This window comes from Bradyrhizobium prioriisuperbiae (assembly GCF_032397745.1).
GTDB lineage: Bacteria > Pseudomonadota > Alphaproteobacteria > Rhizobiales > Xanthobacteraceae > Bradyrhizobium_A > Bradyrhizobium_A prioriisuperbiae.
The window spans coordinates 5,329,524-5,352,058 of sequence record NZ_CP135921.1 but is presented as its reverse complement, the minus strand read 5'-3'; the positions used below and the strand labels follow the sequence as shown (position 1 = coordinate 5,352,058).

The following is a 22,535-nucleotide window of genomic DNA, read 5'->3' as shown; positions in this document are numbered from 1 at the left end:
GACGACGGTCGGCGCAGAACGATCAGCCGACGGCGCGGCGCGGCCGCTTGCCTGCGGTGTTGGCCGGCTTGGCCGGCGTTTCCAGACACTGAATGGCGATCTCGAGGCTGGCGACGCCTTCGTCGCCGGTCACCGCCGGCGCCTTGCCGGAACGCACGGCATCAGCAAACGCGATCAGCTCCGCACGCAGCGGCTCATCATGGCCGACCGGCAGATGGCGCATCGAATAGCTGCCGTCGGGCTGGAAGCCGAAGCACTCGGTGACCTGGCGCGTCAACAGATCGCCCATCACATACTTGCCGCGGGTCGCCACCGTGACGCTGCGCGCCTTGAACGGCGTCAGCCAGTTGGTGTTGATGTGGGCGAGCACGCCGGATTCGGTGCGGAACTGCAGCAGCGCGATGTCTTCGCGTTCGGCGACGGCGCTGGAAAGCTGCGGCTGCACGTCGACGATGTCGGATTCGGTGAACCAGCGGATCAGGTCGATGTCGTGCACGGCGAGATCGATCACCACGCCGACGTTCGACATCCGCGGCGGAAACGGGCCGACGCGAGTGATGGCGATCGAGAGAATGTCTTCATCCTTGATCGCCTGCTTGATCGCGGCCACCGCCGGATTGAAGCGCTCGACATGGCCGACCATCAGCGTGACGCCGGCCTCTTGCGCGGCATTGACGATGTCCCGGCCCTCCTGGACCGTCGAGGCGATCGGCTTCTCGACCATCACGTGGATGCCACGCGAGATCAGTTCAAGCGAGATCTCATGATGCAGATGGGTCGGCGCCGCGACCGTGACCGCATCCACGCCGGCCGCGACCAGCTCATCCAGGCCGGTGAACGTCTTGCAGCCGACCATCTCGGTGGCCCGCTGGCGGTGCGCAGGCAGCGGATCGACAATGCCGGTCAGCGCGATGCCTGGCAGGCCGGCCAGCACGCGGGCATGGTTGCTGCCCATGATGCCCGCACCGATCACTCCCACGCGGAGGGCCGCGCCCGGTGCAACTTTTTTCAAGCTCATCGAAATCCCCGAATTCCAAGCCGGCGCGATACCCCGACATGCGCCGCGGCATGGTCTAGCACGGCGGCAGCGGGGTTGCGAACCTCCGCCGCCTGCCGTTAAACACGTTTTGATTCAAAGAATTACAGGGATGCCCCGGCCCGGCCGCGAATCGCTGGAGATGAAAACAGAGGTATTCCCGAGGCCGGGCGAGGGCCGGAACGGCCCTGAGCCGATCGCCTCACGAGCGCTTGTAGTCGTCCTCGATGCGCACGATGTCGTCTTCGCCGAGATAACTACCGGTCTGCACCTCGATCAATTCCAGTGGAATCTTGCCGGGATTTTCCATCCGGTGGGTGGCGCCGATCGGAATGTAAATCGACTCGTTTTCGTGCACGACCTTCTGCATCTCGTTCACCGTGACCAGCGCCGCGCCGCGCACCACGATCCAGTGTTCGGAGCGATGGTGATGCTTCTGCAGCGACAGCCGCCCGCCCGCCTTGACGATGATGCGCTTGACCTGGTGGCGCTCGCCGATGTCGAGCGACTGATACGATCCCCAGGGACGATGCACCTTGGGATGATCTTCCGTCACCTGCGGCGCGATGGTCCGCAGTCTGCCGACCAGCCGCTTCAGGCCGCCGGCATCTTTCTGGCGCGACACCAGCACGGCATCTTGGGTAGCGACCACGACCAGGTCTTCGACGCCTTCGAGCGCGACCAGGGTCTTGTCGGTCGACACGTTGCAATTGCGCGAGCCTTCGAACACGGCCTGGCCCTGTGTGACATTGCCGTCGTCGTCCTTGGGCGACAATTCCCAGACAGCGCGCCAGGAGCCGACATCGGACCAGCCGCAGGCGACCGCCACCACCGCGGCCCGCGAGGTCTTCTCCATCACTGCATAGTCAATGGAAATGGATCGCGCCTTCTCGAACGATTCCTTGTCGAGGGTGACGAATCCGAGATCGCGCCCCGCCTTGCTCACCGCCGATGTGACCGCCTCGACGCTGTCGGCATCGAACTTGGCGTACTCATCGAGCAGCGTCTCGGCGCGGAACATGAAGTTGCCGCTGTTCCAGAGATAACCGTCGCTGACATAACCGGCCGCGGTCGCCGCGTCCGGCTTCTCGACAAACTTCGCAACCGCGCGGATATCGCCCGAGATGGTCTCGCCGGGGCGGATGTAGCCGTATTCGGTCGAGGGATGTTCGGGCTCGACGCCGAACGTGACGATGCGGCCGGCATTTGCGCCAACCAGGCCACGGCGGCAGGCGTCGACGAAGGCGGGCGTGTCCTTGACCACGTGATCGGCGGCCAGCGCGAGCACCACGGCCTCGGGATCACGGGTGCGCGCGAACGCGGCGCCGGCGGCGATGGCCGAGCCGGAATCACGGCGCGCCGGCTCCAGCAGCACGTCGGCCTCGAGCCGGATTTCGGCGAGCTGCTCCAGCACCATGAAGCGATAGGCCGCGTTGGTGATGACGATCACCCGCGCGAACAACGAGGGATCCGACACCCGCTTCATCGTTTCCTGAAATGTCGACAGCGCGCCGAACAGCCGCAGAAACTGCTTCGGCCGTCCCTCGCGCGAGGCTGGCCACAGCCGTGTTCCCGCGCCGCCGCACATGATCAAGGGAATAATACGATCAGACATGAATCCCGCCGTCAAAGCTTGTGATAGTCACGATACCAACGCACGAAGTTGGCAATGCCGTCTTCGATGGACGTCGATGGACGAAAACCGACATCGCGCATCAGATCGTCGACGTCGGCGAAAGTGGATGGCACGTCGCCCGGCTCCATCGGCAGAAGCTCTTTCTGGGCGGTTTGCCCGAGCGCCTGCTCCAGAACCGATACCACATGCATCAGCTGTTCCGGCTTGTTGTTGCCGATATTGTAAACGCGCCAGGGCGCCGTGCTGGTACCCGGATCGGGCTTGTCGCCAGACCAGGACGGATCGGGCTGCGGCGGACGCTCAGTCAGGCGGACGATGGCCTCGGCAATATCGTCCACATAGGTAAAATCACGCTGCATCTGCCCCTGGTTGAACAGCTTGATCGGGCGTCCTTCCAGGATCGCCTTCGTAAAGATGTACATCGCCATGTCGGGGCGTCCCCACGGCCCGTAGACCGTGAAGAAGCGCAGCCCCGTGGTCGGCAGCCGGAACAGATGGCTGTAGGAATGCGCCATCAGCTCGTTGGATTTCTTGGTCGCCGCATACAGGCTGATCGGATGATCGACATTGTCGTGCACCGAAAACGGCTGCTTGGTGTTGGCGCCATAGACCGACGACGACGACGCATACAACAGATGCCGGCAGCCATTGTGGCGGCAGCCCTCGAGCACGTTGCCGAAGCCCTGCAGATTCGACGAGATATAAGCGCGCGGATTTTGCAGCGAGTAACGCACACCGGCCTGGGCGCCGAGGTGGATCACCACCGGAAACTTGTGCTGCGCGAACAGCCGGTCCATGCCGCCTTCGTCCGCAAGATCCATCTTCACGAACTGGAAGCGCGGATCGTTGTGCAGCACATTGAGTCGCGCGTCCTTGAGGGACGGATCGTAGTAGTCGTTGAGGTTGTCGAGACCGACCACGGTCTTGCCCGCCTGCAACAATCGTTGCGCGACGTGGAAGCCAATGAAGCCCGCCGCGCCGGTCACCAGTATCGCCTGTTCAGCCATTCAAACCTGCCGAGCCCATCGCTCTTGTCAACATGCCCTTATAAACGCCACAGCTCGATGCCGGCCGGCACCGCAGCCCGATCGAGCTTCGACTTCACATCGAGCACCAGCCCCTCACCGTCCGCCAGCAGCCCCTGGATCATGGGCCAGCCGCCGGCGACATAGTGGCTGTGAGCAACGGCAAAGATAACAGCTTCTGCCGGACGCAGCGTTTCGAACGCAGTCAGCGTCAGACCGTATTCATGCTTGGCGTCGTCCGGGTTGGCTTGCGGATCGTGCAATTGCACCGTCAATCCGAACGATTCCAGTTCACGGACGATGTCGACGACCTTGGAGTTGCGCGTATCCGGAACGTCTTCCTTGAAGGTCAAACCCAGCACCGTCACGATCCCGCCGCTTCCCTTCCGCCGCAAAAGGCCTCGAATGCATTCGCGGGCAACGTGCTGGCCCATGTTGTCGTTAATGCGGCGGCCGGCGAGAATGACCTCGGGATGATAGCCTGCTTTTTCAGCACGATGCGTCAGATAGTACGGATCGACGCCTATGCAGTGACCACCGACCAGTCCTGGCTGAAACGGCAGGAAATTCCATTTGGTTCTTGCCGCGGCGAGAACATCGCCGGTGTCGATGTCCAGCGCGTGAAAGATCAGTGACAGTTCATTCATGAAAGCGATGTTGAGATCGCGCTGGGTGTTCTCGATCACCTTGGCGGCTTCCGCGACCCTGATCGACGGTGCGCGATGAATGCCGGCGGTCACCACCGATCCATAGACATCGGCCACGATATCGAGCGTCGCCGCATCCTGCGCCGAGACGACCTTGATGATGGTCTCGAACCGGTGCTGCTTGTCGCCGGGATTGATGCGCTCGGGCGAATAACCGACGCTGAAATCGATTCCTGCGCGCAACCCGGAAACGCTCGCCAGGATCGGCGCGCACTCCTCTTCGACGGCCCCGGGATAGACGGTGGATTCGTAGACGACGATGTCGCCCTTTTTCAGCACGCCGCCGACGGTTCGCGACGCCGCCAGCATGGCGCCGAGATCCGGCTTGCGCGCGTCGTCGATCGGGGTGGGAACCGTGACGATGAAAAAATCCGCCTCGGACAGACGAACCGCCTCATCCGAGAACACCAGCGTGGGCCAGCGCAGTTCGGCCGCGTCCACCTCGCGCGTGCGGTCGCGCCCGTCGCGCAACTCGTCAATCCGCGTTTTGTCGATGTCGAAGCCGATCACCGGCCGGGAATCACGGGCGAAAGCCACCGCGACCGGCAAGCCGACATAACCCAGTCCAATCACCGCAATCTTACGTTGGTGCGCCACCCGCTGCCCAGACTCCCAAAAGCCGGGGCCTGCCGCCCCGGCCCTCTTTAACCGTCAGCCCGCGGCGGCTGCAAGGGACGCCCGGGAACATTGCCGGGGGAGCGTCGGGATGGGGACAAGAAACCTTCCAGAAGGCCGCCCAAAGCCCCGGAACTGGTCCCCCGTAACGCCCGGGAGGCCGGCTTTGCACTTGCCATAAGCCCTTGAAAGCCATACCTAGCGCCTGTTCCGCGGCAGTGACCGCCGCGCGGGCAGAAACGCGTCAAATCGCGTCAATTCAGCCGCCGATCGGCCAGATTTCTCGGCATTCTGGCTGTTTCCTCCTGACCGAAGGCCCCGTCGGCCCATCATGCGCCAAATCCTGCTCGTTGCGCTCAAAATCCTGGTGTCCGGGGCGCTGCTGTATCTCGCGCTGCGCGGGGTCAATGTGTCTGCCATCCTGGCGCGCATGAACCAGATCAACCTCGGCTGGATCGCGGTGGCGATCGCCATGACGCTGGTGCAGATCCTGCTCGGCGCGCTGCGGTGGCGGGAAATTACCGCGCTGTGCGGAGCTCCGCTTTCGGCTGCCCAGGCGCTGCGCTTCAACATGATCGGGGCATTCTTCAACCAGAGCCTGCCGTCGTCGATCGGCGGCGATGCCGTGCGGCTGTGGCTGGTGAGCCGCACCGGCGCCGGCTGGCGCGCCGCAACCTATTCGGTGCTGGTGGACCGCGCGATCGGCCTCGTGGCACTGGCCATCCTGATCGTCGCCAGCCTGCCCTGGAGTTATCAGCTGATCGGCGATGCCCGCGGCCGCGCCGCGCTGTCGCTGATCGATTTCGGCGCGCTGGCCGCGGGGTTGGCGTTTCTCGCCTTTGGCCGGCTGTCATGGGCCTGGCTGACCGCGTGGCTGCCGACCAAGCATATTCATGCCTGCGCGGTGATCGCCAACAAGGTGATTTTCAGTCGCCAGAGCGGCCCGAAAATCGCCGTGCTGTCGCTGGCGGTCCACGTTCTCGCCGTTGTGATCGCCTGGGCCGTGGTGCGCTCGATTGCGGCACCGGCGACATTTCCCCAGGTGTTCCTGCTGATCCCGCCCATCATGCTGATCACCATGCTGCCGATCTCGATCGCCGGCTGGGGCGTGCGCGAAGCGACCATGATGGTGGCATTCGGTTATGCGGGTCTGCCGCAGGCCGATGGCCTCGTGGTGTCGATCCTGTTCGGTGCGGTGTCGTTCGCGGTCGGGGCGATCGGCGGGCTGGTCTGGGTCTTCAGCGCCGAGAAAGCCGCGAAGGGATCGGCGGCGATGGAGCTGCAGGAGCAATGAGGCCGGCAGTGAGGCGCTCTACTGCGCCTTGATCCTGAAAAACGCGAACACCACCATCTTCAGCAGCATCCAGCCGTGCCTGAAGCGCGAGATCTGGGTCTCGCCATAACTGCGCGCCGCATAGCGGATCGGCATGTCGATCGATTTCAGGTTGAGTTTGGAGGCGCCGAAGATCAGGTCGAAATCACCAAACGGATCGAAGTCGCCGAAATAGGCCTTGCCGGCCTTCAGGCGCTGATAGTCGCTGCGCCGCATCACCTTGGTGCCGCACAGCGTATCGGTGTAGCGCTGGTTCAGCAGCCACGAGAACAAATAAGAAAAGGTGCGGTTGGCGATCAGATTGAGAAAACGCATGGCGCCATCGTCCATGGCATAGACCAGCCGCGAGCCGTTGATGAACTCGCCCTTGCCCGACTGCACCGCGTCCCAGAATTTCGGCAGTTGTTCCGGCGGCATGGTCAGGTCCGCGTCCAGGATCATCAGCACATCGCCGCGGGCGGCGTCGAATGCGGTGAACACCGCATCGGCCTTGCCCTTGCCGGGCTGCACCATGGTCTTGATGTCTTTGCCCGGATAGGCCGCCTTGACCCGCTCCATCTCCGCGAAGGTCTCGTCCTTGCTGTGGCCTTCGATAAAGATGATCTCGATGTCGTCGCAGAATTGCGGGATCCGCTGCACCGCGGGCTCGATGTTGCCGCGCTCGTTGCGGGCCGGGATCACCACCGTCGCCGACTTCACGTCCGATCCCGCCGCCGGCAGCGAGCGGCACACGGCGTAGTGTCGCAGCGACAGCGCCCGAAAGCCCGGCAGGATGCTGATGAAGCGGTTGATGAAACGTCCCACGCCGAACAGGGCCAGCGGCGATAGCAGGCGGCGCTCGGATTTCACCGGATCGAAGTCGGCGAGACCGGCGAAGGCCCGCACGTCCGCCGGCGACAGGATGTTCTGCTCCGGATGCGGCATCCGGCGTCCGCCGCGCTCCGCCAGCCGGAGCACCGGATGCCAGAGGTGGGAATAGTAGCCGATCACGAGACGCGTCTGCCGCGTGCACAGCGGATGCAACTGGCTCAGAAATGTCTGGCAATCGTCGACCGCACCGATGGTGTCGAGCACCAGGATGTAATCGAACGGACCTTCGAGCGCTGTGATGGTCGCCGGATCTTCCGCGTCGCCGAGATGAAACGTCAATTCCGGATGACGCACGCGGGCCTGCGCGATCATCGCCGGACTGAAGTCGACACCGACGCCATACGACGGCTTGAGCGCGGCCAGCGTGTCGCCGGTGCCGCACCCGATATCCAGCACCCGCGCGCCTTCGGGAATCAGGAAACGAAGATAGGTCTCGTCTTCGTCATGGAAAAAGCGCGCACGCGCGCGCCAGTCACCGCGAGAGGCGGCGAATGTTTCCGAATGTGCAAGAATGGCCGCTTTGCGGCTGGAAAGATCGGTCATGACGGAGTGATGTCTCGCGCGGATGCGGGAGGAATGGTCAGCCGGCGCACCATTGATCGTGCCAAGCCTGCGCCATCAGCACGTTCCATAGCCAATAGCCGTGGTTGTGTCGACCACTCAGATGCTCGCCGAGCATGAGCTCGACGCGCCGGGGATTGAACAGCCCCTGTCGCCGCAGCCGCTCCGGCGACAAGAGATCGCCGGCCCACGCCTTCAGGGGTCCGCGCAGCCAGTCGTCGAGCGGGATGCTGAAACCGGTCTTCGGCCGGTCGACCAAAGCCGCCGGGACATGCCTGTACAGCACCTGCCGCACCAGCCATTTGCCGCGGCCGTCGCGCACCTTCATGCGAGGAGGCACGCGCGCAGCGAATTCCGCGACGTCACGATCCAGAAACGGGACCCGGGTCTCCAGGCTGACCGCCATCGCGGCCCGATCGACCTTCTGCAGAATGTCGTCGCTGAGATAACTCAATGCGTCGGAGAGTGTCATGCGGTCGAGCGGATCGAGCGGGGTTGTCAGCGCGTCCATCTCGCGCATGGACCAGTTCGGCGCTTCTTCGCCTCCGACAACGGTCAGCGCCGGCGCGTTGTCGATGGAACACAGCAACCGGTACATATCATCGAGCGAAGGAGCATTAACGATGCGGGCGAGCTTGGCTGCCTGATCGCCGGCGCGACGCACCTGCAAGTGCTGTGGCAGCAGCGGCTCGATCCACCGCGCGATCGTGCCGACCGGCTCCGGCGACACCGCGCCCAGCACGGTGCCGAACGCGCGGCGCAGCGGCGCCGGAAGCCGGCTGAGACGGCGGTTCAGCTGCGTGCCCCAGACATGCCGATTGTAGCCGCCGAACAATTCATCGCCGGCATCGCCGGACAGCGCCACAGTGACATGCTGCCGCGCCAGCGCCGCCACCAGATGGGTCGGGATCTGCGAGGAATCCGCGAACGGCTCGTCATACATCCCGGGTAGTTTCGGGATCACGTCTCTCGCGGTCTTGGCATCCACCGTGAGCTCGGTGTGCGCGGTGCCGAGATGATGCGCCACCTTGCGGGCGTCGTCGGCCTCGTTGAACGCGCCCTCGGAAAAGCCAATGGTGAAAGTCTTCACCGGCTGGCTCGCCTGCGCCTGCATCAGCGCAACGACGACCGAGGAATCGATGCCGCCGGACAAAAAAGCCCCGAGCGGCACGTCGGAGAGGCATTGCCGCTTCACCGCAATCGACAGCAGCCGCTGCAGCTCATCGATCGCCTGCGTCTCATGGTCGATCCGCGCGCCCTGCCCCGCGACCACCTGCTCGCGAAGCGACCAATAGGCCACCGGCTCAGGCATCGCCCCTACGGACGCATCGGCTGGGAATGTCACCAACGAGGCCGGGGGGAGTTTGTGAATGCCCTGCCAGATCGTGCCAGGCGCGGGCACATAGCAATAACGCATGAACGCGGTCAGCGCGGTGCGGTCCAGCGACGGCGCCCACACGGGATGCGCGGCCAGTGCCTTCAATTCCGACGCGAACACCAGGTCACGGCCGCACCAGCCATAGAACAGCGGCTTCTCGCCGAACCGGTCGCGGGCGAGTGTCAGCGTCCGTGTCGCCTCGTCCCACAGCGCGAAAGCGAACATGCCGGTGAACCGCCGCAACGCCGCGGCCACGCCCCACTGCCGCACCGCATACAGCAGGGTTTCGGTGTCCGAATGTCCGCGCCAGTTCGGCGCCGCGCCTGCGGCCTCGAGTTCGGCGCGAATCTGCTGATGATTGTAGATCTCGCCATTGAAGGTGATGGCAAGGCGACCGCATTCGCTGCGCATCGGCTGCGCGCCCGCCTCCGTGAGATCGAGGATCGAGAGCCGGCGGTGACCGAAGCCGATGCCCGCGGTCGCGCGGGTCCACACCCCGCCCGCATCGGGCCCGCGATGACGAAGCGCATCCGCCATGCGCGAGGCAATGCCCGCCAGCGCAGTGTCGTCGCCACCGCCCGGTCGCATCAAGCCGGCAACGCCGCACATCAGGAGGCCGCCTTGTCGAGATCAAGCTGCTGCCGCAGTTCCTGCCATCGCTCCGCGACCTCTGGCGGCACCTGCTGCAGCCGGCGTCGCTGCGCCAGACGATTGAGGCCGAGGCCGACGGTGATGACATCGACCACGCCCTTGACGAAATGCAGCACGATCCCACCCAGCGCCGGCCAATGCTCGCCGGTGCGTGCGCCATAGCGCCAGAGCGAACCGATGAAAGTGCGCCGCCCCGGCAGCAGTTTCCTCAGGTCGAGCTGGTTCTGGCGATAGCCCAGCAGCACGTCCTCCAGGCCGCCGAACCGGCTGGTGCGGAAGGTCCGCAGCAGCAGATCCTGATCTTCCGCTTTCATCAACGCCGCATCGTAGGGATTGTTTCGGAACCAGGCGGCGCGCCCACACCATGTCGGATGCGGGAACGGAAAGCCGTCGCACGGGCGCGCCGTGATCTGCTGATGGGTCACCCCGATCGGCAGCCGGCCGACCAACTCATGGCCATCGGTAAACACGACAGCGGCGCAGCCGACGACATCGAGCTGCGGCTCCTGCTGCAACTGTTCGACCTGCCGCGACAGCCGGTCCGGGAAACAGATGTCATCCGCATCCATCCGCGCGATGAAATCGCCCCGGCTGAGCGTTACGGCCTGATTAAGCCGCGGCGCAAGCCCGGCGCTCACCGGCTCGCGCACCAGCCGGATTCGCGCGTCGCCGAACCCATCGACGATTTCGGCACTTCGGTCGGACGAGCCGTCATCGATCACGATCAGCTCCCAATCCCGCAGCGTCTGCAGCTGGACCGAGCGCACCGCGGCGCCGATCGTGGCCGCGCTGTTACGCATCGACAGGATGATCGAGACGAGCGGCAACGCCATCTTCATTTTTTGCCCGAGATCCGGCTGACTGGCCGCGCGTCGTCAGACTGTCACCAGCAGGGTCATCCCCGGCAATCCAAGGCCGGACTTGATCACCTTGAAGCGCCCCGGAAAGCCGCGCACGACCTCATCAATGGCGAGCGCAGGGCCAACATTATAGTTCGCATCGGCGGATTGAAAGAAACTGTCGTGGGCCAACGCACTGGCGTCGGGAACGGTTGAAAAAATCTCGCCGAGTTCATCGCGCACGGACTCATAAGCATGATCTCCGTCGACGAAAAACAGCGGGCGTTTCGGCTGGCCAAGCCTGCGCCAGACATCGAGCGCGACCCTGACACCATTGCCGCGGTGCAGGTGAACGTTGGCAAGCCCACGCACCAGACGGCCATGCTCCTGACCAGGATGCTCGACGTGGCTCGCGTCGGGCGGCAAATCGATGGAATGGATCTCGAAGCCGAATTTGAACGCTTTGTCGCATTCATGAAAGATGCGGGCGGAGGCACCGATATGCGTCCCCCAGTCGAACACGACCGATGGCTTCAGCCGGCATGCGGCTGCGGTCATCAGCAACAGTTCATTCAACGGATAAGGTCGCACGCCGACGACAGGCACGATCTTGTCGAGCACGAAATCCGACAGCGTCCAGAGATCGACCTCGAATTCGGAGGCATCGGGGTTGCGAACAGGATCGCCCCAGCCGCCGGTTGCGCGACGCGCGCGGCGACGAAGACCGCTAATGATTGAACGTGCGCCGACCAGCGACATGATCCAAACTCCGATTCAAATCAGGTAATTTCAAAAACCGATGCCGTCACAGCAATATCCAGCCCGGCGGATAGAGATCACAGGTGTTGCGCTGGCGCAACTCTGCCGGGGTAAACCATTCGCGTGGCGCGATGACGATTTTCTCCGGGGCCGGATTGAGCCAGGCGCCCCACCAGCTGAACGAACTGTTGGCGATGACGTGATGCCGGCACCGCGACATCAGCGCCATGTCCTCCCAGGGTCGCTCCGGATCGCCACTGACGTGAACAAGCTGGTCTCGAGGGACGAAATCGAGCACCGCTTCCGCTTCCGCCGGATCATCGGAGAACACGAACACCGTCATCGGGGACGGCAATGCGCCTTGCAGGACCTGCAATGCAGTCCTGTAATACGGCGCACTCAGCGAACCATGGACGCGGGCGGTTTCGGCGGACTTGACATAATCACCTCGCCGGATGTGAACGGACACCGGCATCTCGCTGCGCGCGATCACATCCGCCATCGCCTGCGCTGGCGGCCCGATCGGATCGCGCGGCTGGAAACAATCCCGCAGCATATCGGCGATTTCGATGAAGTAGCGCTCGCTCTGGAAATATCCGAAGAGCGACGTCGACGCGCCAAGCTCCGTAAAGCGAGAATCGAAATGGAAGTGCGGCTCCGAATAGGTATTTCCCCGCTGCGGTAGTTCCGGTAGCGAAAGGCGGCTCAGAATCCGATTGGCACGATTTCGCCACTTCACCGCCGTGAAACTCTTGACCGGACTCGACGCATCGATCACGCGGTCTGCCACGGCCTCCGGCACCTGAAGGCGATCGAGCAGGAAATTCCGCAACGTGTAGGAGCGAAATGAGCTCTCATCTATGACGAGATCGACGCCATGCCGGCACGCCAGCGCCTTGGCGGCCGCATACTGAAACATCTGGTTGCCGAGGCCGCCCTGGATCGCGATGGTAATCACACGAATTGGCCGCCCTGCCGTATCATCAACCAGCGCGGCCGGTGATCGCCGCAACGGACGCGGCGACACCGGTCTCCAGATCGATGCCCGGATGCCAGCCGAGCTGCGATTGCATCAACCCGGGATCGCCGACCAGCCAGGGCTCGTCATCCTTGCGCATGGCAATTTCGCCGAAGCCGAGCAGATCATGGCCTGCGTTCATCGTATCCGCGACAAGTTGCGCGAAATGGGAAACCGAATGACCTTGTCCGGTGGCAACGTTCCAGGTGGCAACCGTACCATGATCACGGATATGATCGTCCGCCCGCAACAATGCCTCGATCACGTCATCGATATAGACAAAATCGAGAATCTGCGTGCCCGACGAGATCGGCACTCGCTGCCGTTGCTTCAATCCATGGACCAGCGCGGGCAGCAACCGATGAGACGCTTCGCCGGCACCATAAACCTTGAACAGCCGAAGGCTGCGCAGGCCGACGCCGAGCGCCGTGGCCACCGCGCTGGCGATGAGGCCTCCCGCAGCTTTGGAGGAGCCGTAGAGCTTATGCGCTTCAAGCGGCGAGAGCTCCATCAGCAGTTCGTTCGACGCCGGCTTCATGTATTCCGAAAAGGTCCCGGACATCACCAGCCGGGCATTCCAGAGCTGACAGAGCCGCACCAGCGTCGCGGGCAATTCGGTATTGATCCGGATCATGCTGTCGACATCGCGATGAGTCGGCCGCACTCCATAGGCCGCGAGATGAAACACCGTGTCGCAGGCGAAGGAGGCAAGCGTCCGCCGCAGGCCCTGCTCGCTCCAGTCATCACACTGGATCGTGTCGACCCTGCCCCGCCATCGCTCGGGCAGCGAGCTCTCCGGCCGGACCAGCGCGGTCACGACCGCATCATCCGCCAGCAGACGATCGACGAGGTGATTGCCGATGAACCCGCTGGCACCGGTGACAAGGACGCTAGATTTGGCCATGTGCCTGAATACTCTCACGATAACGGTCAATCTGCCGAATAATCAGTTGCTGCGCCCGATCCGGCCACTTGGCGCGAACGGCGCGAAGACTGTTTCCCCGCGCAAAACATTTTCATAGGATTTTGCGATGACTTGCCAGGTAAACCGCTCGCGCCAGGCCTTGTGTCCAGCCGCGCCCAATCGCTGCAGCAGGTCCGGCGACCGCACCGCCTTCTCCATTTCCGCTGCGAGAAGATCGGGCGAAACACGCACATAACCTCTGGCGTCGACATCGGCGGGACACAAGATGCCTCCACCGGTCCAACGTACAATTTCAGCCGCATTGCCGGCCGGCACCGTCAAGAACGGTGTCCCGGCCGCCGCCGCCTCGAACAGTACCAGCGGTGAATATTCGACCTTGGAGGCGAAAACAAACAAATCGGCTTCCATGAACGCATCAAGCACGTCCGAGCGAGGCAGATCGAGACGCAGGATGCGTTTGGTATCGTTCGCAGCGGCGGCAACGGTGACCCGCTCCGGGAAAAGCCGCGCGCGGACACCAAGCCAACCGTCACGGCGCAACATGGCAACGCCTCGTGCGAGGGTCTGCGGGCGCAGCAGATCGCTCAAACGGCGGCTCGGCGAGGTGCCGTTGAGGATCAGCGTTGCGGCGCGCCCACCGAGATCCATCCTCAGAAAGGCATCTTCGACTTCCTTGTGGCCCTTTGCCGCGATCGGAGAACCGACGGTCAGGAACAAGAAATCCGTATCGGGAATGCCGAATTTTGCGCGCAACCGGCCGGCGGTGACACGATCGAAGTCGATCTCGCTGGCGCCATTGGGAATGATCGAAAAGGTATCGATGCCATGAGCCCTGGCAAAATCGATATCGCGATATTGCTCCGCATAAAAAATCAGATGATCGAATTTTCGCAGGATTGCCGGCATTTGCTGGAAATAGCCGGTGTAGGCGGGCTCGAACAGGCCGGAGAATCCGCAGGGCACGAAAACTTTCCGGACTTTGATGTCGTCCAGCACGGGCCAAAGCGCGTCGAAGGTCCACTGTTGAGCGGCCTTGATGAGGATAGCATCACCATCGAAACTCTTGATGAAATTCCGATACTGCTCCACCTCGCCCCGAATTCCGGTAACCAGGTTGCCGCTGACGTCGAACTCGTGAATCCGCACACCGTTAAGCACTTGCGAGGTGCGATCCGCCTGCCGCCGCACAGCCACGGCAATCTCATGTCCAGCGGTTGCCATTCGCTCCGCAATCTGGCGTATGACTTCCTGGACACCACCGCGGCTCGGCCAGTAACTTTCGCAGCAGAAAAGAATGCGCATGTTCGGCCTCGTCAATTGAACAGCCTGAGCCGGCGCATGCCGCCCCAAACCCGGCGAGCGGCCGCTCGCGCGACCCGATAAGCAGGGCTCCGAAATCTGAACCGCCGGCGCAACAGTTCGAGCCGCATCTCGACCAGTTCGGCATCCTCGCGCGCGAATTGCCCCTCGAAAACCTTCGAGGCGGCTTCCGTCACGACTTCGCACATCTGCCCGATATCGGCGGCTTGCGACAACTCTTCAGGTACCCCCTGCATCAACGTGGCGACGTCGACATGCACCTGCTCAGGAGCCGAGCGCCCGGTTGCTATGGCCAGATTTTCGGCCGAAATACGTATCACGCGCGCCCTGAACGGATGGGCTCCAGCACGCGACATGCTGGTCGGAACTTCACGATAGATCGTCAGGCGTTCGGGCAAATTGGCGACGCGAAACCGTCGCGCGATGCGCGACCACAGTTCATAATCTTCCGGTGGCTGCCGCGCGGGATCGGTGGTGTAGACTCCCACCTGGTCGAGCGCGGTCCTCCGCATCATCACCGAACTGTGCACGAACGGATTGTTGAACAGCAGCTCGAAGCGCAACACTCCGTTTTCGCTTGGATGATCGTGAAATCGCCCGGTGGGGTGATCGCCGATCCAGATCTCCGCACGGGTGCCGACCAGCCCATGCTCCGGATGCCGATCCAGGAACCGGACCTGTTTCTCCAGCCTGGTTCGGTCCGCCCAATCGTCATGATCCTGACGGGCAACATAACGGCCCCGCGCCAGCGAAATGCCGCGGTTCAGCGCGCTGGCCAGTCCGGCGTCCGCCTGGTGGTAAACACGGAGGCGTGGATCGGTGATGTCGTCCAGAAACTGCGCGGTCTGGTCCACCGACCCATTGTCGATGGCAATCAACTCGAAGTTGGCGAAGGTCTGCTCCAGAATGGTCGCAACAGCTTTCGGCAGATCCGCTCCGCCGTTGCGAACTGACAACACGACGCTGACGTCGGGCACCGGGCTCATGGGAGGCACTGCCGGCAGCGGCCACGGACGAGAGTCCCAACAGGCCGGAGCGTCTCGTATCGACGGGGGCCTGAGCCGCCCCTCCAAACAGCACCCGTCATGACTTCAGCGGCTCATCATGTGATTGCGGGTGGAAACGAGTTGGGACCGGCACCGCCTCGGCCCCGAGAACACCAGCGAGTTGCTTCTTCCAAACCTCCCACGTCGGAGCTTCCTCGTCGGCCACCATGGTATCTCTCAACAACTCGCAGCCAGCCTCATACTGCTCCCTTGCAGACCTGGAGACTGTTTTGGTTCCAATGGCGACGACATTTCGCAATGGCGGAGTATGCCCGGAGTCCTCCCGGCGAATTTCCGTCTGGTCGAAGCCAAACTGCTTGAACGTGCGTTCGAAACGCTCGGGAAACCATTGCCCGACATGATAGGCCCATCCGTCGGCCTGGTCGCCTTCGAGATGCCGGATAGCGCGCATCTTCGTCCGGATATCGTCCGCGTTGAGAAAGTCTCGCACCGACGCCTCGAAATCAGGCGTCTCGACATGCAACTTTCCTCCGACGCGAAGCCAGCGATGCCATTTGATCACGGATGCGAGCGCCACCGCACGATTGAGGTGCTCAAAGACATGATGCAGGCGGACTTCCTCAACGGATTGCTCGGGAAGGTCTATCTCCGTGAGATCACAAAACACATCCGGCTTGACCGTCATGACGTTGTGTTCCGATTGAGGGAAATCGACGTTGACATATCCGTCAAGGTAGACGCCCCCGCATCCCAGATGAAGACGCAGCACCCCTGCCTTCGCCCGGGCAAAAAGAGCCACCGCAAGATCAGGGCGGCGCGTTTTCAGGAGACGTTTGAAGAGATCGTCTTCCCCGACCATCAAGTCCAGAACCTCGGCGGCGCGTAGCGTCGCCGCATGGACATCTCTCACCCCCAACATCGAAGCGTCGAACACGATCGAATGCGGATGATGGTATCCCGGCTTCGGCAACCCTGCCGTAGCCGCGGCTCGAGACCCGCGATCACAAACATCATCGAACAGCGTTCTTAGCCCGACGGAGTCGGCGTAGGTCTTCAAGGCTCCGAGACGCTCTTCGCGTCGACCCACTGGAATATATCCGCCGAATGTCGAGCCGACGACCGAGCGGATCAGCATTTCATTATCTACGATATCGGAGCTGAAGCAGCCGGTCGTTCTCCGGACCTTCAGGAAGGCATCGACGATGAAGAATTCAACGACATGGGATTCGGGAATCCCCGGCTCGAACGTGAATTTCGTGTCCTTCCAAAAGCTCTTCGCGAGCTGGTCTTCCCGATCCCCGACGGTCTGAATGGTACCATTGCTCTTGCTGCTGGCACCATTGATCGACAGAGGCCTCTGACAAAAAATGAATTCCTCGATCTGAGACGCGATGGCGAACGCCGAATATACGTCGGGAGCCAGACCGCTGAAAAACACAGAATCGTTTTTTGTACGGTAAGCCCGGATCAAGTCCGTGGAAATGAACGAATTGTAGATGCAGGGCAATCTGGAGTAGGACGCCCGGAAACCGATGACATCCTTCACCGCATCCCGCGTTTTCGTTTTCACGACATCAGTCGAGAGCGGAACCTGCAGCCAATCGCGAAACTCTGCAATGATATGATCGGGCCAGTGATATTCGATCTTCTGCCAGGTCAGCGCTTTGGTATTGTATCTTGCAATCAGCAGGCGCGCCGAGAGCACCGCATTGGGCAGAAGCCCATCATCATCTCCCAGTACGGTGAGGTACCCGTCACCCACATGAGAGATGGCAAACTCCCAATGCTCCGACATCCCCAGGCGCCGGCCCGGATTGACATAGGACAAGCGCGCGTCCGAGAACAACGCAACAACCTCGGCGGTATTATCGCTGGAGGCATTGTCGCTTACGATCACACGCAGGTTCTGATCGTCCTGGGAAAGACAGGTCCTGATCGTATGAGCAAGAGTGACCGCGCGGTCCAGGGTTGGAATCAGGACGGTAAAGATGGCATCGGAGTTTGGAGCGCGCCCGCCTTGCGTCGACAGCGGGAACGTCTCCACAACATTCGCACGACGCCCCAACGGCTCCACGACGAACCTTCGAAAAACGCGCGCACCAACGCGTTTGACGCGGCGAAAAAACTCGATCGCCGCCGAACCGTCACTCATCCGCTGCTCCTCTTGCCTGTCTGGCAATTGCAAAAATCATACTGAAGACCACTCCATGCATCACCAGCCGACACGCTTTAGACACCATCGGGCACGACGCCGACGTCGATGACGGGTCGCGCTGGACTGATGCCCGCACTACGCACGCGCCATCGGATTCAGGCCCGTGAAAACTCCTGGCGGCTGTCCGGGCGGCATGAAAGCAAAAAGCAGCGCGGCGCCCCGACTGACATAATCAACCGGCAACCGCCCCTGTCGCCGCACGCTCGACGTCCTTCTCCACGCTCCAGGGCAATACGGGAGCAACGATTCCGGGGCGATGGTGACGCCAGAACGCGGAGTCACTCATACCGCCCTCAACCTGAAGAAATACGGCAAGATCGGTCTTGCCGGGTTCGGCAAGCCAGCCGATATAGTGAATGCCCGCCATGAAGTCCAACCTGTAGTAGCCTTGATTGAGAAATCGAGGCGGTATCTTCGTCGTCAGCGTCAGATCGCCGACATGCATGTCCGCAACCATATCGTCGTTCGCGTCGGTCATGATCGTCCAATAAACCGTCTCACCCGCTTCATTGGAAATCGCGTAGCCTATCGACAATGCACGGTGCAGCTTCTTCATATGCAGACCCACATCGACATAAACATCGATGTTTGCGGGAACCGGACCGGTAATCGTCTTGCCGTCGGCGTCACGTACGCGAAACGAGCGGAATGTGAAGAATTCCGTATCCAGAACCGGCGCCTCAGGTGCGCGAATCTCGCCTTTGACGGAGCCGTCCTTTCCGCCGAACAGATATCGGCTCGACACCCCGTAAGTATCAGTCGAATCTTCGACGACCTTTCCGGCCTCGAGCCAGATGATGCGATTGCACAGCTGATCGACTGCGCTCATGTTGTGCGAGACGAACAATACGGTTCGGCCAACCTTGGAAACCTCGTTCATCTTTCCGAGGCACTTTTTCTGAAACTCAGCGTCGCCGACGGCAAGCACCTCGTCGACGATCAGGATTTCCGGCTCCAGATGTGCCGCGACCGAAAATGCAAGCCGGGTTTGCATGCCGCTCGAATAGCGCTTCACCGGCGTATCGATGAACGCTTCGACACCGGAAAAATCGACGATCTCGTCGAATTTGCGAGAAATCTCCGCACGACCCATGCCGAGTATAGCGCCATTGAGAAATACATTCTCGCGGCCGGTCAATTCGGGGTGAAAGCCGGTGCCCACTTCCAGCAGCGTACCAGTGCGACCGTTCAGACGAATCTCACCCGCCGTCGGCGAAGTGATCTGGGCAATGATCTTGAGCAGTGTACTCTTCCCCGATCCATTGCGTCCGATGATGCCGACCACCTGCCCTTGCTCGATGGTAAACGACACGTCGCTGAGCGCCCAGAACGGCTCGACGGCGCGTTGCACGTGCCCGATGTCGGCTTGCCGGCCGATCAGGCGCCGGCCCCACTGCGTCATGACCTGCGACAGCAATTGCCTTTGACCACGATGGACCCCACGCAAGTATTTCTTGCTGAGACCTCGAACCTCGATCGCCGTCGTCATCGTCGCAGCCCCTGCGCCACCCTCACCGTCGACTCCAGGCGACGCCGAAAACCGTGCGGGCGAGCAATGGCATCGATCATACGGGATATCACGAAATCAGATCTGGTCGACAAGAGTGCCCTCCATGCGTCGAAACACTCTCGTGCCGCTCCAGAACAACAGCGCGGTGATGACACCAAAGGCCGCAAGTCCGGCCGGCGATGGCGCATTGGTGCCGAGCACCACCCAGCGCATCGCATCTACCATCACTGCGATCGGATTTAGCGAGAACAGCCAGCGAATCTTTTCGGGCACCAGAGACGACGGATAGACGATCGGACTCATGTACATCGCAACCTGCATGACAAACGGCAGAGTAATTCCCACATCGCGGTAAACAGCATTCAATGGGGCAAGCCAGAGCGCGATGGCATAGCCGAACAACGCAACCGCGAAAACCACCACGGGCGCGAATACCACCGTCCAGCTTACATGTGCACCCATCAAGAGAGTCGTCACGACCAGCGCGAGGAGCGCGATCATGCAATCCACCGCAGCTGCCAGCGGCGACACCATCGGAATGATCAGCCGTGGAAACGACACTTTCGTGATCAGCGCGGCATTGGTGACGAGGCTGTTGCCGCCGTCGATCACGATACGATTGAAATATTGCCAGACCGCAAGACCCGCAAAGGCAAACAGCGGATAAGATTCTCCCTGGGTGGGAATGCGCACGAATACAACGAACACCGTCGTGAAGATCGCGGTGGTCACCAGCGGCTGCAGGACCACCCAAAGCAGTCCGACTATGGTCTGCCGATAACGAATCGAGATCTCGCGGCGCGCAAGCACCAGCAACAGATCACGGTTCGCCCAGATGCTCGCAACATCCGCAGCAAAGCTGCGTTCGGAGTGCGGCTTGATAATTCGGATAGCTATTTTTGTAGTCATATTCACCTTGACGACGAGGAATCAGCCGCCCGACGAGGTCATGCGGCGACAACGAAACGATTGGACGGGAGAAACTGAGATCATCGACGCCCCCTGTTTGCGGGAGACGCAATGTAAGGATCGCAATGTACGGATTACGTCAGGGCTCCGTGATGGCCCGCGCTATTTCCGCACCGACATACTTTGATCCCTCGACCGAAAGATGGCTTCCATCTCGGTACATCAGCAGGCCGCCTCTGCGCATGGAGCAAGTTTGGTCGTTGCAAAGATACTTGGCAAGATCCAGAACCCTCACCGAGGGGAACCTGCCGGCAACCCGCTTCAAAGCAGTACGGTACATCTTTGTCGCTTCTTCATGGCCGGCTCGCGGCATCTCGCAACGCTCCGAACGATGCAAACCGAGAGGATTTGGACGCGAAACGCACCCTCTGGAATCAAATGGAAAACTCGGCACGTCGAGCGCGATATAGACTTCCTTGTTCGAGAGCTTCTTGAACGTCGACTCCAGTCCCTGCTCGAAGAACGCCGCCGATTCCGCGTCAGTTTTCCCTTTGAGCTGAAATCGGCCGACCCAATAGCCCGCAATGACGACGGTGCGAATGAGCGGATTCGACGCAACATATTCAATCGCTTCCGTCATCGCTCCGCATTGCGCATCTTCATTTTGGGCAAAGAACGGCTCGCAAGGATATTGATAGTAGACGACGTTCTGCGAGGCGCCGAGTTCTTCGGCAACGCCTATGAAAAGATGCTCCGCGTGACTATCGCCGACGATAGCGACTGTCCGCCTCTCCGCCGCTCTGGTTTGAGCACAACGTCTCACTCCCTCAAAGCGAACGGCTGCTTCGCGAAGTTTTTGCGGGCCGCACTCGTCGAAGTGCGTGCTGATATAACCGAAGAACCTTCGATGATCAAAATCCGAAGTGAGATTCGCCGTCGTCTCCCGGTTGTCGAATCGCCACAGGCTCAGGCCGCAAGCCCCCACAGCCACCATCAGCCCCGTGAGCAATGCGGCCTTCAACATCGCGCTTCGACCGAAACGAAACTGCCTCTCGATAAGGCTGTAAGTCAGCCAGGCGAGCAGAAAGCTGATCGAGACCAGAATGATCCTGATCAGGGGAGAAGGCGTTTCTCCATACACGATGCGCGCGAACGAAAGCAGAGGCCAGTGCCAGAGGTAAAGGGGATAACTGATCACGCCGACAAAGATCATCAGGCGGTGAGCCAGGATATTTCGGTTGAGCCAGGCATCCGGTCCAGCCCGAATGATCAAGACCGCCCCAACAACCGGCAGCAGGGCGAGCCAGCCCGGAAAACGGTCGTCTTGATCGATAACTATCGCAGATACGACGAGCAGCAATCCTCCCACGACAGACATCGCACCATCCATCGTCGGTCGAGCGGAGACAGATCGAGAAGCGGTGATGTAGGCCAGTATTGATCCAGACAGCAGCTCCCATAGCCGAGTGTGGGGAAGAAAGAACGTCGCGACAGGATCTCTGCCGATTTCGACGATGTTCAAACAAAACGACAATGCAGTGAGCGCGCTCACAACGGGCAGGATACCGAAGCGCGATCGCCAGCCGATCCAGATCAAAAGCGGATAGGCAAGATAAAACTGCTCTTCAACCGCAAGCGACCACAGGTGCGTAAGCGGCTTCAGTTCCGACACCGGATTGAAGTAGCCGGCTTCCTTCCACAAAACAAAATTCTCAACGAAGCCGGCAGCCGCCGCCACGTGCCTGCCCAGCATTTCGTATTCTTCAGGCAGCAAGAATAGCCAGCCCAAAACACACATCGCCGCCAGAACAACGAGAAGCGCCGGGAAAATTCTACGAACCCGATGCACGTAGAATTCCAGAAAACTGAAATTCCCGCGTTCCAGGCTCTTGAAAATGATGGTCGAGATCAAGAAACCGGAAATCACGAAAAATACGTCAACGCCAACAAAGCCACCACGCAACTTACCGGGGAAAGCGTGGAATACGACGACAGCGAGCACGGCCAACGCCCGCAGCCCGTCGATGTCGGGCCGATAGTTTGGATGAAAATTGTGCTTTGCCATCGCCGAATTGTATGGGCCCGATGGAAGCACGCGCATTCCATTCCGCGCCTCTGTTGAATCGCGAGCCGTATCTACAAGGCTTGTCATTTTCAGGCGTTTCGGAACAACAAACATGTTCCGGCCGTCGTTGGTCGCGAGCAGCACGCTTGACACCGA

17 protein-coding genes are annotated in these 22,535 nt (G+C 61.3%); 1 reads left to right on the top strand and 16 read right to left on the bottom strand.

The annotated features are described in order from the left end of the window. Positions 1–22 precede the first annotated feature (22 nt). The 4 genes from RS897_RS25230 to RS897_RS25215 form a co-directional block, all read right to left on the bottom strand. Complete coding sequence (locus RS897_RS25230) at positions 23–1,018, bottom strand: Gfo/Idh/MocA family oxidoreductase (RefSeq protein ID WP_315831436.1); 996 nt, start codon at positions 1,016–1,018, stop codon at positions 23–25. A 220-nt stretch (positions 1,019–1,238) separates the two neighbouring features. Continuing rightward, positions 1,239–2,651, bottom strand: a complete 1,413-nt coding sequence (locus RS897_RS25225) for a mannose-1-phosphate guanylyltransferase/mannose-6-phosphate isomerase (protein ID WP_315831435.1) — start codon at positions 2,649–2,651, stop codon at positions 1,239–1,241. Between the two features lie 11 nt (positions 2,652–2,662). Continuing rightward, positions 2,663–3,679, bottom strand: coding sequence for an NAD-dependent epimerase (locus RS897_RS25220; RefSeq protein WP_315831434.1), 1,017 nt, complete (start codon positions 3,677–3,679; stop codon positions 2,663–2,665). A gap of 38 nt (positions 3,680–3,717) precedes the next feature. Further along, positions 3,718–5,001, bottom strand: a complete 1,284-nt coding sequence (locus RS897_RS25215; RefSeq protein WP_315831433.1) for a nucleotide sugar dehydrogenase — start codon at positions 4,999–5,001, stop codon at positions 3,718–3,720. 349 nt (positions 5,002–5,350) lie between these two features. Between RS897_RS25215 and RS897_RS25210 the strand changes: the two genes are divergently transcribed. Next, on the top strand, positions 5,351–6,313 hold the full coding sequence (locus tag RS897_RS25210) for a lysylphosphatidylglycerol synthase transmembrane domain-containing protein (RefSeq protein ID WP_315831432.1): 963 nt from the start codon (positions 5,351–5,353) through the stop codon (positions 6,311–6,313). 18 nt (positions 6,314–6,331) lie between these two features. Here RS897_RS25210 and RS897_RS25205 read toward each other — a convergent pair whose 3' ends face one another. The 12 genes from RS897_RS25205 to RS897_RS25150 form a co-directional block, all read right to left on the bottom strand. Next, positions 6,332–7,765: a glycosyltransferase gene (locus RS897_RS25205; protein ID WP_315831431.1), complete on the bottom strand. Its 1,434-nt coding sequence runs from the start codon at positions 7,763–7,765 to the stop codon at positions 6,332–6,334. Between the two features lie 37 nt (positions 7,766–7,802). Beyond that, positions 7,803–9,770 carry an asparagine synthase (glutamine-hydrolyzing) gene (asnB, locus tag RS897_RS25200; RefSeq protein ID WP_315831430.1) on the bottom strand — a complete coding sequence of 656 codons (1,968 nt, stop codon included), beginning with the start codon at positions 9,768–9,770 and terminating at the stop codon, positions 7,803–7,805. Continuing rightward, positions 9,770–10,645, bottom strand: a complete 876-nt coding sequence (locus tag RS897_RS25195; RefSeq protein ID WP_315831429.1) for a glycosyltransferase family 2 protein — start codon at positions 10,643–10,645, stop codon at positions 9,770–9,772. The genes asnB and RS897_RS25195 overlap by 1 nt, the downstream gene beginning before the upstream one ends. Positions 10,646–10,687: 42 nt before the next feature. Further along, a complete protein-coding gene (locus RS897_RS25190; RefSeq protein ID WP_315831428.1) occupies positions 10,688–11,410 on the bottom strand; it encodes a class I SAM-dependent methyltransferase in 723 nt (240 codons plus the stop codon). Positions 11,411–11,456: 46 nt separating this feature from the next. Continuing rightward, positions 11,457–12,368, bottom strand: coding sequence for an alpha-1,2-fucosyltransferase (locus tag RS897_RS25185; protein ID WP_315831427.1), 912 nt, complete (start codon positions 12,366–12,368; stop codon positions 11,457–11,459). A gap of 25 nt (positions 12,369–12,393) precedes the next feature. After that, positions 12,394–13,332: an NAD-dependent epimerase/dehydratase family protein gene (locus RS897_RS25180; RefSeq protein WP_315831426.1), complete on the bottom strand. Its 939-nt coding sequence runs from the start codon at positions 13,330–13,332 to the stop codon at positions 12,394–12,396. A 42-nt stretch (positions 13,333–13,374) separates the two neighbouring features. Continuing rightward, positions 13,375–13,896: a glycosyltransferase gene (locus RS897_RS42330; RefSeq protein ID WP_407654566.1), complete on the bottom strand. Its 522-nt coding sequence runs from the start codon at positions 13,894–13,896 to the stop codon at positions 13,375–13,377. Positions 13,897–14,666: 770 nt separating this feature from the next. Further along, a complete protein-coding gene (locus tag RS897_RS25170) occupies positions 14,667–15,659 on the bottom strand; it encodes a glycosyltransferase family 2 protein (RefSeq protein WP_315831425.1) in 993 nt (330 codons plus the stop codon). A 97-nt stretch (positions 15,660–15,756) separates the two neighbouring features. Continuing rightward, positions 15,757–17,832, bottom strand: coding sequence for a glycosyltransferase (locus RS897_RS25165; protein WP_315831424.1), 2,076 nt, complete (start codon positions 17,830–17,832; stop codon positions 15,757–15,759). Between the two features lie 235 nt (positions 17,833–18,067). Beyond that, on the bottom strand, positions 18,068–19,384 hold the full coding sequence (locus RS897_RS25160; RefSeq protein WP_315831423.1) for an ABC transporter ATP-binding protein: 1,317 nt from the start codon (positions 19,382–19,384) through the stop codon (positions 18,068–18,070). A gap of 96 nt (positions 19,385–19,480) precedes the next feature. Then, positions 19,481–20,314, bottom strand: coding sequence for an ABC transporter permease (locus tag RS897_RS25155; RefSeq protein ID WP_315831422.1), 834 nt, complete (start codon positions 20,312–20,314; stop codon positions 19,481–19,483). A 139-nt stretch (positions 20,315–20,453) separates the two neighbouring features. After that, entirely contained in the window at positions 20,454–22,523 is a 2,070-nt protein-coding gene (locus tag RS897_RS25150; RefSeq protein WP_315831421.1) for an acyltransferase family protein, read from the bottom strand. Positions 22,524–22,535: the final 12 nt, after the last annotated feature.

Excerpts from the sequence above, each read along its gene's own strand:
- RS897_RS25190 (WP_315831428.1), bottom strand. The coding sequence starts at position 11,410 with ATGTCGCTGGTCGGCGCACGTTCAATCATTAGCGGTCTTCGTCGCCGC.
- RS897_RS25155 (WP_315831422.1), bottom strand. The coding sequence starts at position 20,314 with ATGACTACAAAAATAGCTATCCGAATTATCAAGCCGCACTCCGAACGC.
- RS897_RS25160 (WP_315831423.1), bottom strand. The coding sequence starts at position 19,384 with ATGACGACGGCGATCGAGGTTCGAGGTCTCAGCAAGAAATACTTGCGT.
- RS897_RS25180 (WP_315831426.1), bottom strand. The coding sequence starts at position 13,332 with ATGGCCAAATCTAGCGTCCTTGTCACCGGTGCCAGCGGGTTCATCGGC.
- RS897_RS25195 (WP_315831429.1), bottom strand. The coding sequence starts at position 10,645 with ATGGCGTTGCCGCTCGTCTCGATCATCCTGTCGATGCGTAACAGCGCG.
- RS897_RS25170 (WP_315831425.1), bottom strand. The coding sequence starts at position 15,659 with ATGAGCCCGGTGCCCGACGTCAGCGTCGTGTTGTCAGTTCGCAACGGC.
- RS897_RS25210 (WP_315831432.1), top strand. The coding sequence starts at position 5,351 with ATGCGCCAAATCCTGCTCGTTGCGCTCAAAATCCTGGTGTCCGGGGCG.
- asnB (WP_315831430.1), bottom strand. The coding sequence starts at position 9,770 with ATGTGCGGCGTTGCCGGCTTGATGCGACCGGGCGGTGGCGACGACACT.
- RS897_RS25225 (WP_315831435.1), bottom strand. The coding sequence starts at position 2,651 with ATGTCTGATCGTATTATTCCCTTGATCATGTGCGGCGGCGCGGGAACA.
- RS897_RS42330 (WP_407654566.1), bottom strand. The coding sequence starts at position 13,896 with ATGTTGCGCCGTGACGGTTGGCTTGGTGTCCGCGCGCGGCTTTTCCCG.
- RS897_RS25165 (WP_315831424.1), bottom strand. The coding sequence starts at position 17,832 with ATGAGTGACGGTTCGGCGGCGATCGAGTTTTTTCGCCGCGTCAAACGC.
- RS897_RS25230 (WP_315831436.1), bottom strand. The coding sequence starts at position 1,018 with ATGAGCTTGAAAAAAGTTGCACCGGGCGCGGCCCTCCGCGTGGGAGTG.
- RS897_RS25220 (WP_315831434.1), bottom strand. The coding sequence starts at position 3,679 with ATGGCTGAACAGGCGATACTGGTGACCGGCGCGGCGGGCTTCATTGGC.
- RS897_RS25205 (WP_315831431.1), bottom strand. The coding sequence starts at position 7,765 with ATGACCGATCTTTCCAGCCGCAAAGCGGCCATTCTTGCACATTCGGAA.